Here is a 20,134-nt window from a genome sequence, read left to right as displayed (position 1 = left end):
AGATAACGAAGTATGATTGATTTTTTGACAAAAGATGATAGGCTGGTTTTACGTTATATTGCTGAATTTGCAAACTCATCTGATTGGGTAAGAGAGGCTATTAAAATCAAAGGTTTCGTGAGGCTTAAGAAGACATTTTATTTTGAAGAAGAAGATATTCTAAGTGATAGCGAATTTGGCGAGAAAACAGAAATAGATGATTTCGATGACCCTGATATGGAACAGGTCACTTACTTTCTATTTGCAAAACTTATAGGAGATTATTATAAAGTCAAAAAAGGAATACTCATTAATGACTTCGATATATTTATACACAAGGATGTTTCATTAAGCACAAATTTTTTTGTCGCTGATTCAGATGTATCGGTTGTCAAAGTAATCAAAAATATATCCCTAAACGATTTATACTTGGGTGGTAATTATCCAAGCGCTGTGCCCGTTGAGGAGTTTGAAAAGCTCTTAAAATATTTCCCCACTTCTTATGAAAGGAGAAAATATGTTGAAGCACGAATTGCATCCCTGCTAAGAAATTATTTAGATGGCATCAAGGATGCCGAAAAGCTATATCAGAAGCATCTAAATACAAAGCTATCTAAACAAGGTACGGATTTGACAAAAATTTTTCAGAATGTAGAACTCGTAAAATATCAGACAATTCTTGAAAAATTGCAGGAAATGCTAAAAGATGAAAACCAGTATAGTGAACATCAGTGGCAGGAAGAAATTTTACAGATTATTTTGTTACTCTATCCAAAATATATTTTTGCTTTTAAATCGGTTCCAATACAAGCAAAATTAGCGGATGGAATAAAAGGCAAACAACTTGATTTTCTTTTAGTGGATTCCAATGGATATGTTGATGTTATTGAAATAAAGAAACCTTTTGAGAATGCCATTATGACTAAAGGTGTTTATCGGGAAAATTATATTCCTCTTAGAGAACTTTCGGGAACAGTTATGCAAATTGAAAAATACATTTACTATTTAAATCGTTGGAGCTTAGAAGGAGAGAAATTTTTAAGTAGAAAATATGAAACACAATTGCCCGAAGGTTTTGATATTAAGATAGCAAATCCAAGTGGAGTAATTATTATGGGGCGAGAAAATAATTTATCCCCAGAACAAAAAAATGATTTCGAGGTGGTCAAAAGAAAATATAAAAATATTGTTGACATCATTACTTATGATAATTTATTAGAACGGTTACAATTTACAATTGAACAAATTCGGAAAATTTAATCTTAAAGAAGAACCCAAATACTAATTGGGTTGTAAACTGAATTGATTACAGACCAGGAAACAATTTTTAAACGATTTTTACAAATGGCAAAATATCAACTACCCCCATTAAAAGATGAAAAATTATTTGAGGAACTCACATGTGATTTATTCAATTTTGTAGAAAACACATTGTCCTATGAAAATATAGATTTCCAGACTTTTGGCGTTAAAGGTCAAAATCAAAAAGGGATTGATGTTTTTTCTACTAAAACGAAAACAGTGATTCAATGTAAATTGAAAAGTATCGGAAGAAAAGACGATATTATTAGGAAAAATCTAATTCAGGATATAAATGCCGACTTAGAAAAGGCGAGAGATTTAAGGATTGATTTTGAAAAGTTTGTTTTTGTTTCGACATTTCGGGATGATACCCAAATACAGGAATATCTAAATCAAATTAAGAAAGAACGGGAATTGCCATTTCATTTATATTATTGGGGATGGGACACTATAACAAAATATATTGAACAATCAGAGCCGCTTTTACATAAGTATTTTTCAAAGTTTGTAAAGAAGTCCAAGCCAGCAAAGCCGAAAATTGAATTGCCAGACGGGGCGTTGGGAAAAGAGCTTTCTAAGAAGAATTACGTTGATTATCTTAAAAAAAGATATGGAGATTGGAAGCAAATTGAATTAGACAAAAAAGGAGAAAAATTCAATTGGGCTGCTTTTACTATTTCTCTGTCAAAAAGATATAAGGCTTCTGGAATTAACTACATTGACGTTCGATATTTTGATGATTTGGTAATGTATCTGAAAAGTCGCATTGACGGAACAATAATGGGAAAAGTAAACAAATCCAAAGGAATAAAAAACTATTCGATATTTGAAGGGTTTTTAGAAAATCCAATTTAAAAAAACAAAGGGAAGCGGTCTTTTCACACAAATTCCCCAATATCGAAACCATCCAAACCTTTATTCCGCATTGTGGAAGAACCGGAATCCGTCTCAGTCTCTATGGTCTTATCCAATAGCCTGGCTATCTTCTGCGACGCATCCTCTATGGAGTTTTCCAAAAGGCTGAAAAGCTCGGTTCCCTGGATCTTGTGAACTATCTCCACTGCTTGTTCCTGCAAGGCGGGTTCCAGCGCTTCCTGCTGAAGCAACGCCCCCACGGTGCTGAGTTCATCAAAGGTAACCCCTGTGGCAAACCCGTCTTCGCCGTTTGGTTCTCTGTACCTGCGCCATTCCTCTTCTTCCTGGTCAAAATCAGGCTCACCACCAAAAACTTCATCCAGCTCTTCCTGCGGAATTCTTATATCAAAACCGTTTCCTTCGGTTTCTGCATCAAAGCTATCTTCTTGTTTTGTCGGTTTTATTTTTTGGCTCCCGGTAGCTTTATTTGGCACAATTAGTCTTTCTCTAAGCTTGGGTAGTCCCATTATTTCCGGTAAATCCGGAATTTTATTTTCTAAAAGGCGATCCTTTTTAGATGCTCCTTTTATCACGATCTTATCATGCAAAAGCAAGACTATAACAACCAGCAGGCAAATAACAATCAATGTTTCCATAGCTATAAAATAGGTTTGTATTTATCATTGAAGCTTGTAGTTATCTGCTCACTAAATTCCTGGAAGTGATGTTCGAGCACATTATCGAGATAGGCGTAAAGAGTGAGCCTGTCCTCGCCGATAACCTGCACGATACGGGAAAGCCTTTCGTGGAATTCAGGACGTATATAAACCGACTTGCCATTACGGGCATTCGTACCGGGGTTTTTAAAAAACAGCTTTTCATACGCTGCCTCACTACCTTTTTTGGGCCTGCCTTTTTCCCTGGCAACAGGTTTTGCATGTATTTCTTCTTTAGACGGTTCCGGCGATGGTTGCTTTTGCTTTTCGCCACCGGCCATCAGGGACATCAAATAGTCCTCATCAATCGCCGGATTGCTTTTTCTTTTATCCTCATTTTCCATAGTGCTTACAATTTCACGATTCTTATAAATTCATCCATAAACATATCCAGGCGGCAAACCTTCATCAGCTTTTCATCGGGTGGTAACAAGGTGGAACGGAATACCGTTTTGGCAGTGGCTTCGCCTTCTTTCCGGAAACGCTTACTGTCCGTGATATACGTTTGCATCAGTGTTAGCCCCAGTTCTGTTATGACCTTTTCGTACACTTCATACAAAGGCGATTTTTCCCTGCCGTCCACCTGGTTCCAAAACAGGCGTATAGCTTCTATGGAAGTCTGGCTTTTTTTCATCAGCACATTGGTCAGCACATCCGTAAAGCTCAACGTACTTTCAATAACTACACGGTCTGCCGTGATGGGCGAAAAGATATAGTGCATACCGGCTAAGGTGGTCAGTACTCCCGGTGTATTGACCGTGCCCGGTAGGTCAAAAAACAGCACATCAACCGGAACGGCTGAAGAACGTATAAAATCTCCAGCTTTATTCAATGCTTCATCTGCCTTGCATTGAATGACCGGGTAGTCCTTTTTATTGATGGTGCTGAACTGGCGGTGCGCCAGCTTCTTATACACTTCGCTTTTCATTACCATTTTCAAATCCCGTTCACGCATCTGCGAAAGACTGTGCTGCGGAAAGTCACAATCATATACTGCGACATTATAACCTAAGCGGTAATGAAGCATGCTGGCTACAAGAGCCGTAAAGGTGGATTTGCCTACACCACCTTTCTGGGTGGAAAAAGCAATAAATAAAGGTTTGTGTTTCGTATCCATTTGTATAACTGTTTTTAAATATTCATTTATGTATACACATACTTATGTCCCGTTGTATACCCCTGTGTTTATATACCGGTATAGTTAAGCATATGTACTTTTTTACATGCTTATCTGTACAGGCACATATAGCAATAGGGTTGTACACACCGGCATCCGCATTTAGCGGCATACTTATTTATTTGCCTATTCACATCTGTATCATCATATAGCTGCACTTACATCCATACGTACTCACGTTATTGCGTAGCTACATAAAACAGCCGCGCATATTTCCTTAAATACAACTGCCTGTACAAAGGAATGCAGATATATACAGGCTTATTAAGACCTGTCCGGCATTGGCGTTCAGTGGCGCTACTTGGCACTATTCAATAGTGCAATGCATGCTGCATTCAGGCCTTACTTTGTAACAGATTTTTCTAATGATTTTATGGGAGCTAACCACACTATAGGAGGGAGTATGTTGAACGGACTAAAGCCGTTTTTCCCTGCTTAATTTAATCCCGCCCAAAGCGGGATTTTCCTTTCACCAGAAAGGAGCAAGTTGTGTTTTGAGCAGCGCGAAATGCAGGGCGCAGCTCAAAACAAACTTGTCCGCCACAGGCGGAGACTTAAAACACCCTCCGAAGTCGGGGTTTTTCAGCATTTGAAAATGATGTTTTATGGACGAGAATAATAAGAAGAAAGAGTTAAAGAAATACGGACGTCATCCCAAAAATGATCCTGCTGTATTCAGGTATTCTATATCACTAAATGCCCGGGAGAATGCCCGCTTTCTGTCGCTATTTGAAGCATCCGGTATGCAGGTAAAGGCGCATTTTATTACAGCCTGTGTATTCCAGAAGACCATTAAGACCGTAAAAATTGATAAGGCTGCAATGGATTTTTATATGCGGTTGACAACACTATATGGACAATTTCGTGCAGTTGGGGTTAACTATAACCAGGTAGTTAAGATATTATACCGCAATTTTTCTGAGAAAAAAGCTGCCGCATATCTCTTTAAATTAGAAAAACAAACCACGGAAATGGCTGCATTATGCCTGGAAATAATACAGTTGATACAGCAGTTTGAGACAATGCATTTGAATAAAAACGAGCGGTAATGATAGCAAAAATCGGCAGAGGGAGAAGTATTTACGGTGCATTATCTTACAATCAGATTAAGGTAAACAAGGAAAACGGAGAGATTTTGCTCCTGCATAAAATGCTGGAAACGCCTGACGGAAGTTACTCCGTTAACCAATTGTTGAGATCGTTTGAACCTTATTTACTGGCAAACCGAAATACTGAAAAACCGGTAGTACACATTTCTCTAAATCCTGATCCCAACGATAAGGTGAGTGATGAGAAGTATAAGCTGATGGCGATGCAATACATGCAGGAAATGGGTTACGGAGATCAGCCGTTCGTGGTTTTCAAACATACCGATACCAGCCGTACCCATATCCATATCGTTTCTGTATGTGTAGACGAAGAAGGTAAGAAGATTTCAGATTCATTTGAGCGAAAGCGATCAATGAATGTATGCCGCTCATTGGAACAACAGCATAATCTTATAGCGGCCACAGAAAAGACCCGTGAAAATGATAACCGGATATTTCAGCCGGTGAATTATAAAACAGGCGATATTAAAAGCCAGATGGCCGCCGTGGTCAGATACCTGCCCAAATACTACCAGTTTCAAACTCTTGGGGCATATAACGCCTTACTTTCCTTGTTCAACATTACCGCCGAAGAAGTTAAAGGCGAGCTGAACGGGCAACCTAAACATGGTTTAGTTTATATTGCTTTGAATGAACAGGGAGAAAAGGCAAGTAACCCGTTTAAGTCTTCACTATTTGGAAATTCTGCTGGTATAGTCTGGCTCCAAAAGCATTTTGAAAACGCTAAGGAGCAGATGAAGGTGGCCCCGGTAAAAGCTACACTTAAAAACAGCATTGAGATGGCAATACACATGACTACAAACGAAGCCGATTTTAAGAAGCAACTGATTGAGCAGGGTATCAATACCGTTATCAGGCGTAGCAATGAAGGGCGAATTTTCGGTATGACTTTCATAGATCATGAAAGCCACACTGTTTGGAATGGCTCACACTTGGATAAAAGTCTTTCAGCTAATGTTTTTAATGAACGTTGGCAACAAGAAATTGTAGAAAACGATAAAAATGGATTATCGAATAATATCGCGTGTACAAACGTGCCGAATAAAGTAAAAGATAATGACCCGAGCGAAGATGTTCATGAGCTTTTCGATTTTCTGTACAAAGAGCAACCCAGCAGTTCCAATGTAGAATATGGATTAATCGAAAGTCTCGGCGGACTTTTGCCGCAGGCGCACAGTGAGGATTATGAAGAACTGGCATTTGAAAATAGAATGAAGAAAGGGAAAAGAAAAACTAATAAAAAAACACAACGTTAACAGTGATAAGTTGTGTCTGTCTCCAGGCAAACGCTGATTACTAAATGACGGAGTTTATTCGTATCTTAAGTAATGAAACCAAAGATCAGTGGCAGACAAGTCGGAACTGGAAATGTATTTCCAAAATAATACAGTTTCTTTTGCTCTTCCCGTCTATTTCTTATATGTTTTTTACAATAAAAACAGCTACAATGGATAACCTGGCGGTGAAGGTGATTCAATACATAAAAAAGCAGAAATAATAGCTTTAAAAATGCTCAGGGAATGGAAATTGACCTCACTCCTGAAAATAAGTTGTGGACTTGCCTTCATTCATCCAGCATGTTGACTGAATCAATGGCTACCAGTATAAGCACCGAAGAAGATGCTATTAGTGATTTTACACGTTTATTCAACCTGAGGTCCGTGGAAGATATCGAAGAACTTGGGTACAATCAAGCCTGGATTCGATATCTTAACGGGAGTGCCAGCATTGATGTGGTGCCATTAGAACTGGACGGAGCAACGATTACATTTCGGATATATAAAAGCAAAACGATTGTATACAGCACAGACCTATATTACTACGATGAAGTCTATAAGCATCTAACCCTACCTGAAGATCTTGACGAATACGTTACAAAATATGCGAATAGACTTTTAATAGCCTGGGAGACCAGCTTAAAAATAGTCATTGATAAAATGGGGCTTGCTTAAAGAAGATAAATGTGCGACAAATAAAGCCCGGGATCATGCACTCATTACTTGATCACTTTCACGCTTCACTTTCTATGTCTATTATAGATCCATAGAGCTTAGCCACTCCACTCCAACTGAAGCCAACTAACGCCATGTACGGGAGGCCGCTTGATGTAGTGAATAATTTTCCCAAAACAATTGATTGTGCAGGGAGAAGACGATTTGAGAGGGCTGGCCAAGATCATGGCCTTCATGCGTGCCGTAAGCATCATCATGGTGCTGATGCACTTCTATTGGTTCTGTTACGGGTTCTTTGCCCAGCGTGGCTGGACCCTGGAGGTTATCAATAAAGTGTTGGGCAACTTCCACAGAACAGCAGGACTTTTTTCAAATACACTTTACACTAAAATATTTGCATTGGTACTACTGGCATTAAGCTGTCTCGGTACTAAAGGGGTTAAGAATGAGAAGATAACCTGGCCGAGGATTTATTCAACCTTAGCCATCGGGTTTATATTGTTCTTTTTCAGCACAACGCTATTAAAATTATCGGCTAGCATAGCAGCATCTTCATACATCCTCACGACCTCAACTGGGTACATCGCTTTAATGGTTGCAGGAATATGGATGAGCCGCCTGTTACGTAACAACCTAATGAGCGATGTATTCAATAATGAGAATGAAAGCTTCCAGCAGGAAACCAAACTCATGAGTAATGAGTACTCTGTAAACCTTCCCACTAAATTTTATTACAAAAGCAAATGGAATCAGGGATGGATTAACGTAGTAAACCCATTCAGAGCAACAATAGTGTTGGGTACGCCTGGTTCAGGTAAAAGCTATGCCATCATAAATAATTATATCAAACAGCATATTGAAAAGGGATTTTCAATGTACATCTACGATTTTAAGTTTGATGATCTTTCTACTATTGCTTACAATCATTTACTGAAACACACCGGTAAGTACAGCGTAAAACCAAAATTCTATGTGATCAACTTTGATGATCCGCGAAGAAGCCACCGCTGCAATCCGCTTAATCCTGAATTTATGACCGATATTTCCGATGCTTATGAAGCAGCTTATACCATCATGCTGAACCTGAACAGAACCTGGATACAGAAACAGGGCGACTTCTTTGTAGAAAGCCCGATCATTCTTCTGGCAGCTATCATCTGGTTTTTGAAAATTTATGATAACGGCAGGCACTGCACTTTTCCTCATGCCATTGAGCTATTGAACAAAAAGTATGCAGATGTATTTACCATCCTTACTTCATACCCAGAACTGGAAAACTATTTATCTCCTTTCATGGATGCCTGGCAGAGCGGAGCGCAAGACCAGCTACAGGGACAAATTGCATCGGCTAAAATTCCGCTTTCCAGAATGATCTCTCCGCAACTCTATTGGGTAATGACCGGCGATGATTTTTCTTTGGATATTAATAATCCGAAAGCGCCTAAAATACTTTGTGTAGGCAATAATCCTGACCGTCAAAACATTTATTCCGCAGCTTTAGGTTTATACAATTCAAGGATTGTAAAACTCATTAATAAGAAGGGACAATTGAAAAGTTCTGTGATCATTGATGAGTTCCCAACCATTTACTTCAGGGGCCTGGACAATCTCATTGCAACCGCCCGTAGTAATAAAGTAGCTGTTTGCCTGGGCTTCCAGGATTTTTCTCAATTAACCCGTGATTATGGCGACAAGGAAAGCAAGGTGATTCAAAATACAGTGGGTAATATTTTCAGTGGTCAGGTAGTTGGCGAAACTGCTAAACACTTATCCGACCGCTTTGGTAAAGTGTTACAAAAAAGACAGAGTTTAACGATCAACCGCAATGATAAATCCACCTCCATATCTACTCAAATGGATATATTGATACCAGCTTCCAAAATTTCTACGCTTACTCAGGGTATGTTTGTGGGTGCCGTATCAGATAATTTTGATGAACGCATTGAGCAGAAAATATTTCACGGCGAGATTGTAGTGGACAATGACAAGGTTACTTCGGAGACAAAAGAATATCAGAAAATCCCTCAGATATTATCTTTTGATGAAGCGGGAGAAGATAAAATGAAACAGGAAATTGAAGCAAATTACCGGCAGATCAAGCAGGATATTATTGGCATCGTTGAAACCGAAATGGAGCGGATAAAAAATGACCCTGAATTGCAGTATTTGGTGCAGAAGGAGAAATAGTATAAATAATAAGGTGGAATGCGATAAGATAATCTAAATTGCACAGTCGGATTTTGAAGAAAAGAAAACGGTTCTTGGATGTTCTAACTAAACAGCGCTATATCTTTTTCGATAATCTTTTTGGAAGTTGATTTGAGAAAAAGAGCCGCTTCCCGGTGACACTGCTTTAGTTTCCTGCCATTACCACAATAGCACTTATCATTCCTCCTGATTTTTACAGCACTAAGATAACGTTCTAAAAATTGTTTAATCATCCCCTTATCTGAAGTGTCCAATAAAGTTTCATAGACTTGGATTGTGCCTTTATCCCGATGTCCCCATTCCTGCAAATTCTCTGTTATTCCGTTTTGTTTTAATAAAACCCAGGAAAAATATCTTGGCAGGTAGTAGTTGATAAAGTCATATAAACGTAAACTCGCATTTGCTAATTTATTCGCAACATAAGTGTGTTCCACACAAATTTCCCCGTCCTTACTGATATGGAACTCATCTGTTTTTTCAATTTTATTATTTACAGAAACCACGACAGGAAAAGCATTGGGATACATCTTCGGGATAAGGATTATAATTCCAAAACTTTCTATCAGTTCTCCGTTCGGGTTGGTGAGGTAAAAATTGCCGCTAAACCTCGAGATCTTGTCTATTTTCCCATCATACCTCAATCCGGGGTTAGCCTCAAGGGTGGCAGCTTTATCCTCCTGAAAATTTCTTATCTTAAATCGCCTATTTGAGATAAGGTTTATATCCGGTAACATTTTGCTGTAAGTAATTAATATTTTGTTGAACACCTATGTTCGGAATGATGGAAGGTCCGATAAAAACCAGATTCCCTTCTTCATCCTCCTGGATCTGAGGATGATTTTTCAAGTATTTTTCCCAACTGAAATCGTGTTGTTTGTACCGGAAACCCTCGTCAGGTATTTCATATACATATGGCTGTTCGTCACCGTTCTTCTTATACTTCTTGTAGACGAAGTAATCCTTGTGGGTTGATTTATAGGATAAAATATTATCTCCAACAACTACCCCATTACTTTCCGCCTGTGCCTGCATTTTGCAAGCTAAACTCGTATGTAAACTGGTCGTAGTGACTTCACTGCATTCCCCAATTCCTGCATTGTGCCAAAGGGTGTCTTTGTCGTCACCAAAATCTATTCCTATTCTTGTATAAATCCGGTTCACGCCCTGTTCCTCAAACAGGTTCCTTAAGTCGTTTTTTACAAAGTAACTAATGAACGATGCTGCCATCAGCGCATTATCAACGGCTTTTTGTTTCGTTGTGCCTTTGCCACCGAAGTACACCATCAGTCCATCTCCTTGTAAACGATGCACATACCCGTCAAAGTACCAACAGGTATGAATTGCCGCAAGCTGAATGGTTCTGCAGATATTTGCTACCACGTCCGGATCATACTTTTTGAATAGACCGGTAGAGTTCCTAACATCTGCGAACATCGAAACGATGTAATGGTATTCACTGCCATTGGTGGTTTTTAAATGGCTGAAGCCTGGATGCGCGCCGAGCTTTTCTTCATACTTTGCATTGAGACCGGTTACGGTATTCAAAGCACCGAGACTCCTGAAATTTGCCTCGTTTTTGGTTTTATCTGACCAAAGCATTTTAGGATGCGATGCCAGTTTCTCATTGAGTTGTCCATACCCAAATCCTTTTTCGAGGTTATCTTTTTTACCCTGCCTTAAATAATGGGCAATGTCGTCCACGTAATTCTTGTAAAGTTTTTCTTTCATATTTCTATATTAAAATTTTAATCCCAATGATAATAATGCAAACGAAACACGCAGCCAATAAATAGGTAGCCGTTTTTAATCTGCTGAATTTCCTTTGAAGCCCCTGAGCCAGTAAGTACACTTGCTGAACGTAGTCTTCGTATCTTTTTTCATCTGTAGCATTTGCATACATGTTTTTAAAGCTTTCAAGTGGGATATTTGATACGTTGCCAAAATTGATAACGGATCCATTCACGCTATTAGCCTGTTTGTTCAGATAAGGTAATATTGCCCATAAAGTAAATCCCAGACTTAATAAGCAGGAGATTAAAGCAATCCATACAAAAAATGTCACAACGCAGCCGTCTGAAATGGTGTCTTTAATGCTGTAATAACCTGTGATTATTCCACCTAGTAAAAAGGTATTCAGTGTTAAGAATAGGTTCCCTTTGTTATTAATACTGTCGTAGTAATGATCATACCTGTCCATCGTGTGTTTCAATGTGTCAATCTTGTCTGGCAAAGATGTAGTGCCTAAAGTATTTGTTCCGTCCATATGTAACTTTTATCTGGTAAAACCGATACTTAACACCAAGGCGATAAGACCTGCAACCAGCCCAATATTTACCTGTTTGCTATAGCTTTTATTGTGCTGTACAGTATTGGCATAATGTTCACAGTTGAAATTGACCAGATCGTACGGTTTCCCGATTAACTGCATTGCCCGCTTTATAGCTTCATTACGTTGAAAAATATCACCCACAAAGGGCTCAATTCTTGTTACGTAGTGCCCGTCTCTGAAAAGGCGCTTTTCGTTTACCAACTGGACCCCTTTGCCTGCAAAATTTTCGATGTACGACCTGTTGCCGTTAGCATCAGTGCCAATGTATATAACGTGATGTTGAATTAAGTCCCATTCACTTTTGGGTAATACCAGCCTGTCTCCGGGTCTCAGGTTGTTTAAATTGAATACATTGTTCATAAGCTTTGTTTTGAAATTTTTTATTTATTAATTAGGTTAGATCTTCAATGGTTGCTGTAGGGGCATTACTTTTAACACTTGCAATTCCGACATCTCTTGTCGTGGTAGAAGAATACATTTCACTGGTTCCTAAAACCTGGTAGTTGTTCGCCACCTGGTTGAAGTAGGGCTGTCCTGCGACCGACGTCTTCTTATCGAAGTTTTTATCCGCAACAGATATTTTGCTGCTTGCTATCCCTGCCAGGCAATTTTGCTTGGTCGTATAGGTTTCACTGGTCAATAGCTTTTCGCCATTAGAAGCTTTTAACGTCCACCGAAACTGTTCATTTCTTGTTCTTGTTATCTGATATTTCCCCATTGCTATAAATTTTAAGTATAAAAATAGTTGGAATGTAAGTTACAAATTGTAGTCCAAAACATAAATATGTCAACCAAATAATGTAAATATGCCAAAATTTTGTTAAAAACGACAAAATGGCTTATTTTGACATGGTTATTGAATATGAATATTTGTCATAGTTACGTTCGATAATATAACGGATGACACTTTTTCACTATTTTGTCAACTGAAATATCATACCTTTGCACCCGAAAGAATTTTACAATGGAAATAAAACAAGTTTTTGCGGAACGATTCAGGTCAGCCCGTTTAATGAATGGTTTTTCATTGCAAGATTTGGCTGACGCGCTGGAGGGCAATTTGTCCCGCCAGGCATTACATCGTTATGAAAAGGGAGAAGTGATCCCGGATGCAGAGAAGATCAATATGCTTGCTAAAGCGCTTAAAGTAAGCCCTGATTATTTCTTCAGAACTACTACCGTTGAATTGAGTAATATTGAATACAGGAAGTTGAGCAAGATGCCTCAAAAGGAAGTGGGCATCATCAATGAAACCACTAAGGAATATCTTTCACGCTATTTAGAGTTAGAAGAAATCATTGGGCTTTCCAATGACTTTGAGAACCCGCTGGAAGATTTTGGTATCGTTACCACTTATGAGCAGGTAAATAAAGCCGCTAAATTATTACGGGAAAAATGGTCATTAGGAACCGGTCCTATATTCAATATTGTAGAGCTTTTGGAAGACAAAAATATAAAAGTTGTAAAGCTGAATGTTGATGAGGATTTTGATGGTTTGCAGACTTATGTAAATGGTAACATTGCGGTTATAGCATATAATGAGCGAAAGGCAAATAAACCCGACAGGATAAGATTTACTTTACTTCACGAACTGGCCCACTTATTATTAAAGTTTGGCGACATCACCGACCGGCAAAAGGAAACCTTATGTCATCAGTTTGCCGGAGCAATGTTATTGTCAGAAGAAGCAATCAAAGCCGAACTGGGAAATCATCGCAATAAACTTTCTACTTTAGAATTGGGTAATATTAAAAAGCAGTACGGTATTTCAATGCAGGCGATTGTAATGAGAGCGAAAGTATGTGGTATCATAAACGACCATTACACCAAGCAATTCTTCTTCCTGATCAAACAATTGAACTGGAAAGTAGATGAGCCTGTGGAATACCAGGGTATTGAAGAAAGTAATCGTTTTGAGCAGCTACTATTCCGAGCATTAATAGAAGACCAGATATCCATGTCCAAAGCAGCGTCATTATCTAATATGTCTTTGGCAGCATTTAAAAAGGAACATCAGCCGATGTATTAACGCTAATTCAAGACATGCAAAATACCTGCCTGGATAATGAAACTAAAAATAGCTGTCACCGATGCTTGTATCTTTATAGACCTGTATGATTTAGGTCTTGTAGCTTCATTTTTCAAACTTGAAATTGAGATACATACCACATCATCCGTTTATTTTGAATTATACGCGGAACAGCAGCAGGTTTTAAAAGCCTACCAGTCCGTTGACAGGCTTATTATTCATAACCTTAAAGAAGAAAATTTTCTTCAAATTCATTCAGCATCTTACCCCAAATCCTTATCCGAAACGGATAAGTCTGTTTTACATATAGCCAATAAACTAGGCGCTTGTGTGTTGAGCAGCGATAAAACCGTTCGTAATTGGGCTAAAAACAAAGACATCGAATATCATGGTATGATCTGGATTTTCGACAGACTTATTGAAGCAGATATTCTTACAAAAAAGGAAGCAGCAACAAAATTGAAAGAGCTTATTGCCACAAATTTCATTTTTCAAAACAATCAATCCCTGGTTACTGAGATTCAAAAGCGGTTGAAACTTTGGACTTAATGTGCCAAGTTAGCAAGAAAAGCCCTGTTGGCATAGTAAGTTCAATATCTCCCGACAGAAGATTTAATGGAAACGCTTTGTTTTATTTCATCGGGCTGAAAATGATCAGTTTGATCGTCTTTATGCTGTTCTGAACTAATAGACAATAGTATTTTCCTGTCCAATCCCGCAAGTTTATTTTTTAAATCTGTGAGTTGGTTTTCTTTCGTCCAGGTTCCGTTTACCACTTCCTGCAAAACAGGCAAATCCTTTTTCATGCCGGCAATTTTCTTTTCTTCCTGTTCCATCAGTCCAGGTAGTTTTTCCAGAGCGTTCAGGAAGTTCATGGAAGCAAGCTTTGGATCGGATGCCACCTGCCCGTTATTGTAGGTGTATTTGATATTACCTTCACCCATTACAAAGAAGCGATTATCCTTTATATCTATTCCATCTTTTTTTGATACTTCAGTTTTTACCAACAGCATAAATCCATACAAACTGCCGATCTCCAGGTATTCTCCTTCGGTTCTGGATTTGGCGGATAGATCATTTAGCTTAGTGCCAATTTGTTTCACATCGGCAGTAAGAGGTAGATCAGTTAACCGTATGGGATTGGCAATTGTACCATCCTGTCTTTTCTGTATGCGTTTTTGAAGATTATCCCAATCTGTTTTCATACGCTCCAAGCGTGAACTTGCAGCTTCCATTGATGCTGTTATATCTTCCAGCTTATATTTAGAACTGAGCTTAGAGCGGTTGAATGCCTGGCGTTCACTCTGCAGACCTGCAATTTGCTTTTCCATTTTTGCTTTTTCCAGTAGCTCGGTGTTGCCTGAAAGTATAGCTACATACTCCGAAAAATTCATTCCGGACTTTTCATCAATACCACCTTCATCAATGGTTCGTTTACCGAGATTATTGCTTTTGAGCTGGTCAATGAAAACCTGTTTGTTGTACAGGAGATTGAACTTATAACTATCCAAAGATTTTTCCACCGCGTAAATAATAACATCCACTGTATTCCCCGCAAAGAATTTTGCAATTTCATTGCCTTTGCGGATAGCCCGGCCATCGCGTTGGGCAAGGTCGCTGGGTCGCCACGGCGTATCTAAGTGATGAATGGCTATAGCCCTCTTTTGACCGTTAACACCTGTTCCAAGCATGTCAGTGGAGCCGAATAACACACGGATTCTACCCTCGTTGAATGCTTTAATTATTTCTTTCCGTTGCTTTTCATTCTTCACTTCCTGGATAAAGCGAATTTCATAGGCCGGTATGCCATAATCTTCTATCAGCTTGCGTTTGATCTCACTATACACATTCCATCCGCCAGGCTTATAGGTTCCCAGGTCAGAAAAGACAAACTGCGTTCCTTTCTGAGCATTGAACCTTTGATAGTATTTGGCAATATTGGCAGCGCAATGAGATGCTTTGTTATCGGGATGGTCGTCATACTTTGAACTTATCATCCGCATATCCAGTGACATCTTACGGGCATAATCAGTAGCAATCAGCATCTTTGCTTTTTCTTCTGACTCAGATAATTTTGATCTTCCAAGCAGGGTAGCATCACCCGTTTTGGCAAACTCCATCAATTTTTTGATAAACACTTCCTGCTGTGGTGTTGGTGGAATATTGTGCAGTATCTCTTTTTTTTCAGGACGATCAATTCCGATATCTTTTGCGGTTCTGTAGTCTGTTATTTCTGAATAGAACTGCGCCAGTTCAGGTACTTTAATAAAAAAACGGAAGCGCTCTTTCTGTACAATATTGTTGGCTACAGAAAATTCATAATCGGTGGTTTTTCTTGCATAAATAGCCGCCCAGGCGTCAAAACAGTTAATACCCTGTTTTTCCAATGCTTTAGGGCGCAGGTATTTGAACAACAGATAAAGCTCTGTCAGTGAGTTACTGATAGTAGTCCCCGAAAGAAAGGTTGCACCTAAATCTTTACCGGTACGTTCCTGAATTGTTCGGATAGCAAAAAGCAGGTTCATTGCCTTTTGGCTACCCTGCATATTACCGAGCCCGGCGACACGCTCATGACGGGTATTGAACATCAGGTTTTTAAAGCGATGGCTTTCATCAACAAACAAATGGTCTATGCCCATCATTTTAAAATCTACTACATCATCCTTGCGGGTACTAATATCGTGCTCCAGTGTTTTGAGCTTCACTTCAAGATTTAGCTTACGGACTATAACACCTTTGAGCATCGCTCTTGAAATCTCTTTGCCCTGTTTTTGTAAAGCGGCAAGATTTTCTTCCACACTATCCAGTTCAATTTGCAGTATCTCCTTTTGCAGCTCCGGTGATTGTGGTATCATGCCGAACTGGTCGTGTGTGAGTATCACGCAATCCCAATTGTTGTTTTTAATCTCGCCGAAAATGCGTAGCCGTTTCTTAGGGGTAAAATCCTCTTTACCAGGGTAAAGAATCCTGGCGTGTGGATAGGCGGTTCGGTAAGCCTCGGCAATTTCGTGGACGTTACTTTTCAAACCAATGATCATCGGTTTGTGGGCTAAGCCCAAACGCTTCATTTCCTGTGCTGCCGTACACATCACTAATGTTTTTCCGGCTCCTACTTCGTGATCACAGATAGCGCCGTTGTTCAGCTTGATCATCCATACCGTATCCTTTTGACTCGAATACAGGTCGTCAATGCCCAGGCCTTTCCTGTTCAGTTCGGGAAACTCCTGGTGGCTTCCATTGTACTGCGGACGAACAAAGCAGTTAAACGTATCGTTGTATTTATCGGTAAGTCTTTTTTTAAACTCATCATTCTGGGCGTGCAGCCATTCGGTAAAAGCAGTACGTATCTGATCAATTTTAGTGCCGGCCATCTGTATGGCTTCCATATCCCGCACCTTCATTTCCTGGTTGCCCACCATAACCTTTTTGGTGATATCGGGCGTAGTGTTTACCAACGCATGTTTTAACAGGGCAATACCATCATAGGTGCGGCTTTCAGATTTTACAGCATACTTGTCCCATATATGTACATTCTTTTTATCGCAATGGATGGAAAAATCATCCGTGTTTTCACTGTAGTGAATCCTCACCTCTGTATCGAACAAAGATGAGGCAAACCGGTTGTAAATACCTTGTGGTATCCATCGTTCACCCAGGTTAAAATCAAGTTCTTCAAATTCAATTCTTGTTGGACGTGCTTGTGTTAATGCCTTCAAACTTTCAACTACTTCTTTATCACCGGGGTTTTCATTTACATAGTTTTGTACATCCGCTGCTTTCTCCACCACATCTCCGCAAATCCATCGCTCTGAAATTTCATATTCCCTGTCAAGTGGATTGTAATAAATCCGGCCATGTAAAGCAGTCTTCAGCTCCTCTGTAGTCATTCCACTGATCCCGGACATAAAATCCAAATCAACTTTACCTGATTTATTAAGGGACGCCGCTAATGCTTCATCAGGATTACCGGCAGCTATTGTGTTTGTAGAAAAACTTACCGGGCGATGGAAGATATCTGCCTTATGTACAACACCGCCCACCACGCGTTCCATGTAGGGTATCTCATTTCCGACGCTATCTGTTTTTATCAGCTTTATATTGTCAGCGCTGTTCAGGTTGCCATACCGTTTTACAAAGCCGTCATACAGCCTGTTAAGTGTTGCCCGTTCTTCATTATGTTCACTTTGTAGTACTGCTTCTTTGTGGTAAAGATCAAGGTAGCTATCACGCACAGCGATATAGGCTTCCGCTCTGACTTTTTGTGAACCACTCAACTGCAAGGGATGAAACATAGCCTGTTGCTTTTCACTGTCCACTTTACGCAGGTAACCCACAAAACCATTATCCGTTACAAGACAATCATCACTATAATAAGAGCAAAAGTTTCCGCTGTAAAGGGAAGGCTCCGGTAAGACTACGGGTTGTGAAACCGATACACTGCTCCCATTTCCATTCAGCCCGGAAAACAGGTCACCTGCTACGCCCTGTGGTTTATTACCATTAAAAGGTTTGCCTTCTCCATTCAACGGTTTGCCATTGACAGGAAGTGGATGTGGTTGTTGATTTACAGCGCTGAATAAATTGGATTGTGCTCTTGCAATGGTCTTTTTTTTAACAGGGGATTGTTTGACGGCAGTGGAGGTGGCGCTTGTTGCAACGGTCTGCTGCGGGCTTGCCAACAAATCAAACAGGCTTAACTGCACATGCCCTGTAGATCTACTATTGGTATTTTGAACAGACGCATGACCAATCTGCTGCTGAATAGTTATTTGTTCCTCGTGGGGGCGTTCGGGCTTTGATTCAGCGGATATTTGATTTAAAGGTTCAACCCTTTTCAATCCCCTGTACAATCCGAGGTCTAAGCGTTCAGTCAGGTCTGATAACAGCATTTTTTTCATGTCCCTTGCTATCCCTTCAACGCCTTCACCGTGTTCATAAATCCAGGCGGGTCGTCCGTACAGATCAGTGTCCTTGTATAAGGAAGTATGAACCACCCGGTTCAGGTTTTCAAACAGCATACTATTGGTAGCATCGTCCGCAGTGGTATGGGTCTTACAAAATCGCTGTTCAATCTCTGAAAGACCCTGCTTTTGGCTGTTCTTTTGAAGTATGATTAAGTCACTACCAACCTGCGTACCGGCATGATCTGTGAAAAGATTGTTAGGCAACCGGATGGCAGAAACTAAGTTATTGTCATGCATCAATGCCTTTCGGATGGGCTCGTTCCTTGCGCTGTTGAGCACAGCTTGCGAAGTAATAAAAGCAAGCAAGCCACCATCGCGGAGCATATCGGTTCCCTTCAGGAAAAAATAATTGTGTATGCTTCTTGCCGCCTGTACCCTGGCTGGATATTTACCACGGCAATAAGAAAGATCAAATACCGAAGTATCCCCGAACGGAATATTACTTGTTACCAGATCATAGCTGTTCTTTTCATTTTCCGGGATTTCTTCAAATCCACTTACGCGGGTATTGACATCCGGATAAATGTGTTTTAATATCTTGGCTGTAAGCAAATCTTTTTCATACGCTGAAATCTCACTGGTAGCACCAAAGGTTTTTTTAAAAGATTCAATAAAAGCACCCGAGCCTGCCGATGGTTCCAGCATCCGGTCTATTGCTATGCTTTTTTCTTTTAGTGCCGCTGCAATGGCATTGATGACAGGCGGCGGCGTATAAAAAGCTGTTAGCACAGAACCGCGCATACTATCTACATAGCTGCGGTACTGCTTTTCATCAGTGGAATTTTCCCTTAATAATTGCAGGAGTTCCTGCGTTTTTGCAAACAGCGGGTGATCTGTCTTTCTCCATTCGTTGATGTCAATAGGATTATCGGCAGGGTTTAAAACGAATTTTAAGCCGCCAAAACCACTGTATTGCATCAGCAGCAGGCGCTCGCTGGCAGTAGCATTACGCTTTTCTTTTTCAAGTTTAAAAGCAATACTAAGGGCATCAATATTGCATTGGAGATGCTGCTGTTTACTAAAGCCCATGTTCCTCAATCCAGGTTGCTATGGTTCCGGTTAATTCAGTGTAGAGCAGGTCAAAATCTGTACTGTATGCGAAGTCACCGGTGAGTTCATACTTTGCAAATACCGATTCACAAACCGGTAGCATTTTCATGGCGAACGGACGTAACTCCTCATCCATCATAATGGTGTCGAACTCGTTGCTTACCACCTGCATTACGGTATCAAACTTTGAGAAATACAACCCGTCAAACAGTACACTGTCGGCAATGGCCTGGCATTGCCCTATGCTGTTCCCTGTTTTAAATGCACTCTCGTAAGTTTCGGCGGCGTATTGGGAGCGTTGCTGGATGAAGACATTATCATGTGCCAGTTCCGGGAAGCTTGTATTTAGTAATTCCTGTAGTCTTAATGAGAAATAGGAAAGTTCATTTTGCTGTTCCATATAGTTTTATTTAGTCTTTAATTGTTTGAAGATGCACCTTTGATAAATAATAGCTAAGCGTTAA

General features: G+C 39.8%; 18 protein-coding genes. 8 read left to right on the top strand and 10 right to left on the bottom strand.

Annotated elements, in window-relative coordinates; translation table 11 throughout:
- Positions 1-12 precede the first annotated feature (12 nt).
- Together PLE34_RS13005 and PLE34_RS13000 are read left to right on the top strand one after the other, a co-directional pair.
- Positions 13-1,239 (top strand): Shedu immune nuclease family protein, encoded by a 1,227-nt coding sequence (locus PLE34_RS13005; RefSeq protein ID WP_324557650.1) that lies wholly within the window; start codon positions 13-15, stop codon positions 1,237-1,239.
- Between the two features lie 84 nt (positions 1,240-1,323).
- Positions 1,324-2,136 (top strand): endonuclease, encoded by an 813-nt coding sequence (locus tag PLE34_RS13000; RefSeq protein WP_324557648.1) that lies wholly within the window; start codon positions 1,324-1,326, stop codon positions 2,134-2,136.
- Positions 2,137-2,159: 23 nt separating this feature from the next.
- On the opposite strand, the gene PLE34_RS12995 is transcribed toward PLE34_RS13000, so the two are convergent.
- Genes PLE34_RS12995 through PLE34_RS12985 form a run of 3 tightly spaced genes read right to left on the bottom strand, consistent with a single transcriptional unit; the run spans position 2,160 to position 3,969 of the window.
- Positions 2,160-2,792, bottom strand: coding sequence for a conjugal transfer protein TraD (locus PLE34_RS12995; RefSeq protein WP_324557646.1), 633 nt, complete (start codon positions 2,790-2,792; stop codon positions 2,160-2,162).
- A gap of 2 nt (positions 2,793-2,794) precedes the next feature.
- On the bottom strand, positions 2,795-3,196 hold the full coding sequence (locus PLE34_RS12990) for a DUF3408 domain-containing protein (RefSeq protein ID WP_324557645.1): 402 nt from the start codon (positions 3,194-3,196) through the stop codon (positions 2,795-2,797).
- A gap of 5 nt (positions 3,197-3,201) precedes the next feature.
- Positions 3,202-3,969 (bottom strand): ParA family protein, encoded by a 768-nt coding sequence (locus PLE34_RS12985; protein ID WP_324557643.1) that lies wholly within the window; start codon positions 3,967-3,969, stop codon positions 3,202-3,204.
- 665 nt (positions 3,970-4,634) lie between these two features.
- On the opposite strand from PLE34_RS12985, the gene mobA reads away from it, so the two are divergent.
- From mobA to mobC, 4 genes are all read left to right on the top strand, one after another.
- The gene (mobA, locus tag PLE34_RS12980) at positions 4,635-5,078 is read left to right on the top strand and encodes a conjugal transfer protein MobA (RefSeq protein WP_324557642.1); all 444 of its coding nucleotides are present in this window, start codon (positions 4,635-4,637) and stop codon (positions 5,076-5,078) included.
- Positions 5,078-6,394 carry a conjugal transfer protein MobB gene (gene mobB, locus PLE34_RS12975; RefSeq protein WP_324557640.1) on the top strand — a complete coding sequence of 439 codons (1,317 nt, stop codon included), beginning with the start codon at positions 5,078-5,080 and terminating at the stop codon, positions 6,392-6,394. Before mobA ends, mobB begins: the two co-directional genes overlap by 1 nt.
- Before the next feature lie 264 nt (positions 6,395-6,658).
- Positions 6,659-7,090, top strand: coding sequence for a hypothetical protein (locus tag PLE34_RS12970; protein ID WP_324557639.1), 432 nt, complete (start codon positions 6,659-6,661; stop codon positions 7,088-7,090).
- 186 nt (positions 7,091-7,276) lie between these two features.
- The gene (mobC, locus tag PLE34_RS12965) at positions 7,277-9,277 is read left to right on the top strand and encodes a conjugal transfer protein MobC (RefSeq protein WP_502875876.1); all 2,001 of its coding nucleotides are present in this window, start codon (positions 7,277-7,279) and stop codon (positions 9,275-9,277) included.
- A gap of 83 nt (positions 9,278-9,360) precedes the next feature.
- Here the strand turns inward: mobC and PLE34_RS12960 are convergent, their stop codons facing one another.
- The 5 genes from PLE34_RS12960 to PLE34_RS12940 are packed head-to-tail and all read right to left on the bottom strand — an operon-like array spanning position 9,361 to position 12,345.
- On the bottom strand, positions 9,361-10,032 hold the full coding sequence (locus tag PLE34_RS12960; RefSeq protein ID WP_324557638.1) for a hypothetical protein: 672 nt from the start codon (positions 10,030-10,032) through the stop codon (positions 9,361-9,363).
- Complete coding sequence (locus tag PLE34_RS12955) at positions 10,001-11,026, bottom strand: adenylate/guanylate cyclase domain-containing protein (RefSeq protein ID WP_324557636.1); 1,026 nt, start codon at positions 11,024-11,026, stop codon at positions 10,001-10,003. The genes PLE34_RS12960 and PLE34_RS12955 overlap by 32 nt, the downstream gene beginning before the upstream one ends.
- 4 nt (positions 11,027-11,030) lie before the next feature.
- Positions 11,031-11,561: a Pycsar system effector family protein gene (locus tag PLE34_RS12950; protein ID WP_324557634.1), complete on the bottom strand. Its 531-nt coding sequence runs from the start codon at positions 11,559-11,561 to the stop codon at positions 11,031-11,033.
- A 9-nt stretch (positions 11,562-11,570) separates the two neighbouring features.
- Positions 11,571-11,987 carry a lecithin retinol acyltransferase family protein gene (locus tag PLE34_RS12945; protein ID WP_324557632.1) on the bottom strand — a complete coding sequence of 139 codons (417 nt, stop codon included), beginning with the start codon at positions 11,985-11,987 and terminating at the stop codon, positions 11,571-11,573.
- A gap of 31 nt (positions 11,988-12,018) precedes the next feature.
- Positions 12,019-12,345, bottom strand: a complete 327-nt coding sequence (locus tag PLE34_RS12940; protein WP_324557631.1) for a YegP family protein — start codon at positions 12,343-12,345, stop codon at positions 12,019-12,021.
- Between the two features lie 246 nt (positions 12,346-12,591).
- On the opposite strand from PLE34_RS12940, the gene PLE34_RS12935 reads away from it, so the two are divergent.
- On the top strand, positions 12,592-13,656 hold the full coding sequence (locus tag PLE34_RS12935; protein ID WP_324557629.1) for an ImmA/IrrE family metallo-endopeptidase: 1,065 nt from the start codon (positions 12,592-12,594) through the stop codon (positions 13,654-13,656).
- Between the two features lie 36 nt (positions 13,657-13,692).
- The gene (locus PLE34_RS12930) at positions 13,693-14,205 is read left to right on the top strand and encodes a PIN domain-containing protein (RefSeq protein WP_324557627.1); all 513 of its coding nucleotides are present in this window, start codon (positions 13,693-13,695) and stop codon (positions 14,203-14,205) included.
- 41 nt (positions 14,206-14,246) lie between these two features.
- Here the strand turns inward: PLE34_RS12930 and PLE34_RS12925 are convergent, their stop codons facing one another.
- Both PLE34_RS12925 and PLE34_RS12920 read right to left on the bottom strand, forming a co-directional pair.
- The gene (locus tag PLE34_RS12925; protein WP_324557625.1) at positions 14,247-19,649 is read right to left on the bottom strand and encodes a helicase-like domain-containing protein; all 5,403 of its coding nucleotides are present in this window, start codon (positions 19,647-19,649) and stop codon (positions 14,247-14,249) included.
- Positions 19,639-20,070 (bottom strand): DUF1896 domain-containing protein, encoded by a 432-nt coding sequence (locus tag PLE34_RS12920; protein ID WP_324557624.1) that lies wholly within the window; start codon positions 20,068-20,070, stop codon positions 19,639-19,641. The genes PLE34_RS12925 and PLE34_RS12920 overlap by 11 nt, the downstream gene beginning before the upstream one ends.
- Positions 20,071-20,134 lie beyond the last annotated feature (64 nt).

Source organism: Agriterribacter sp., assembly GCF_035445465.1.
Classification (GTDB): domain Bacteria; phylum Bacteroidota; class Bacteroidia; order Chitinophagales; family Chitinophagaceae; genus Agriterribacter.
The sequence above is the reverse complement of the archived record's forward strand: the minus strand, read 5'-3'. Positions and strand labels throughout refer to the sequence as shown.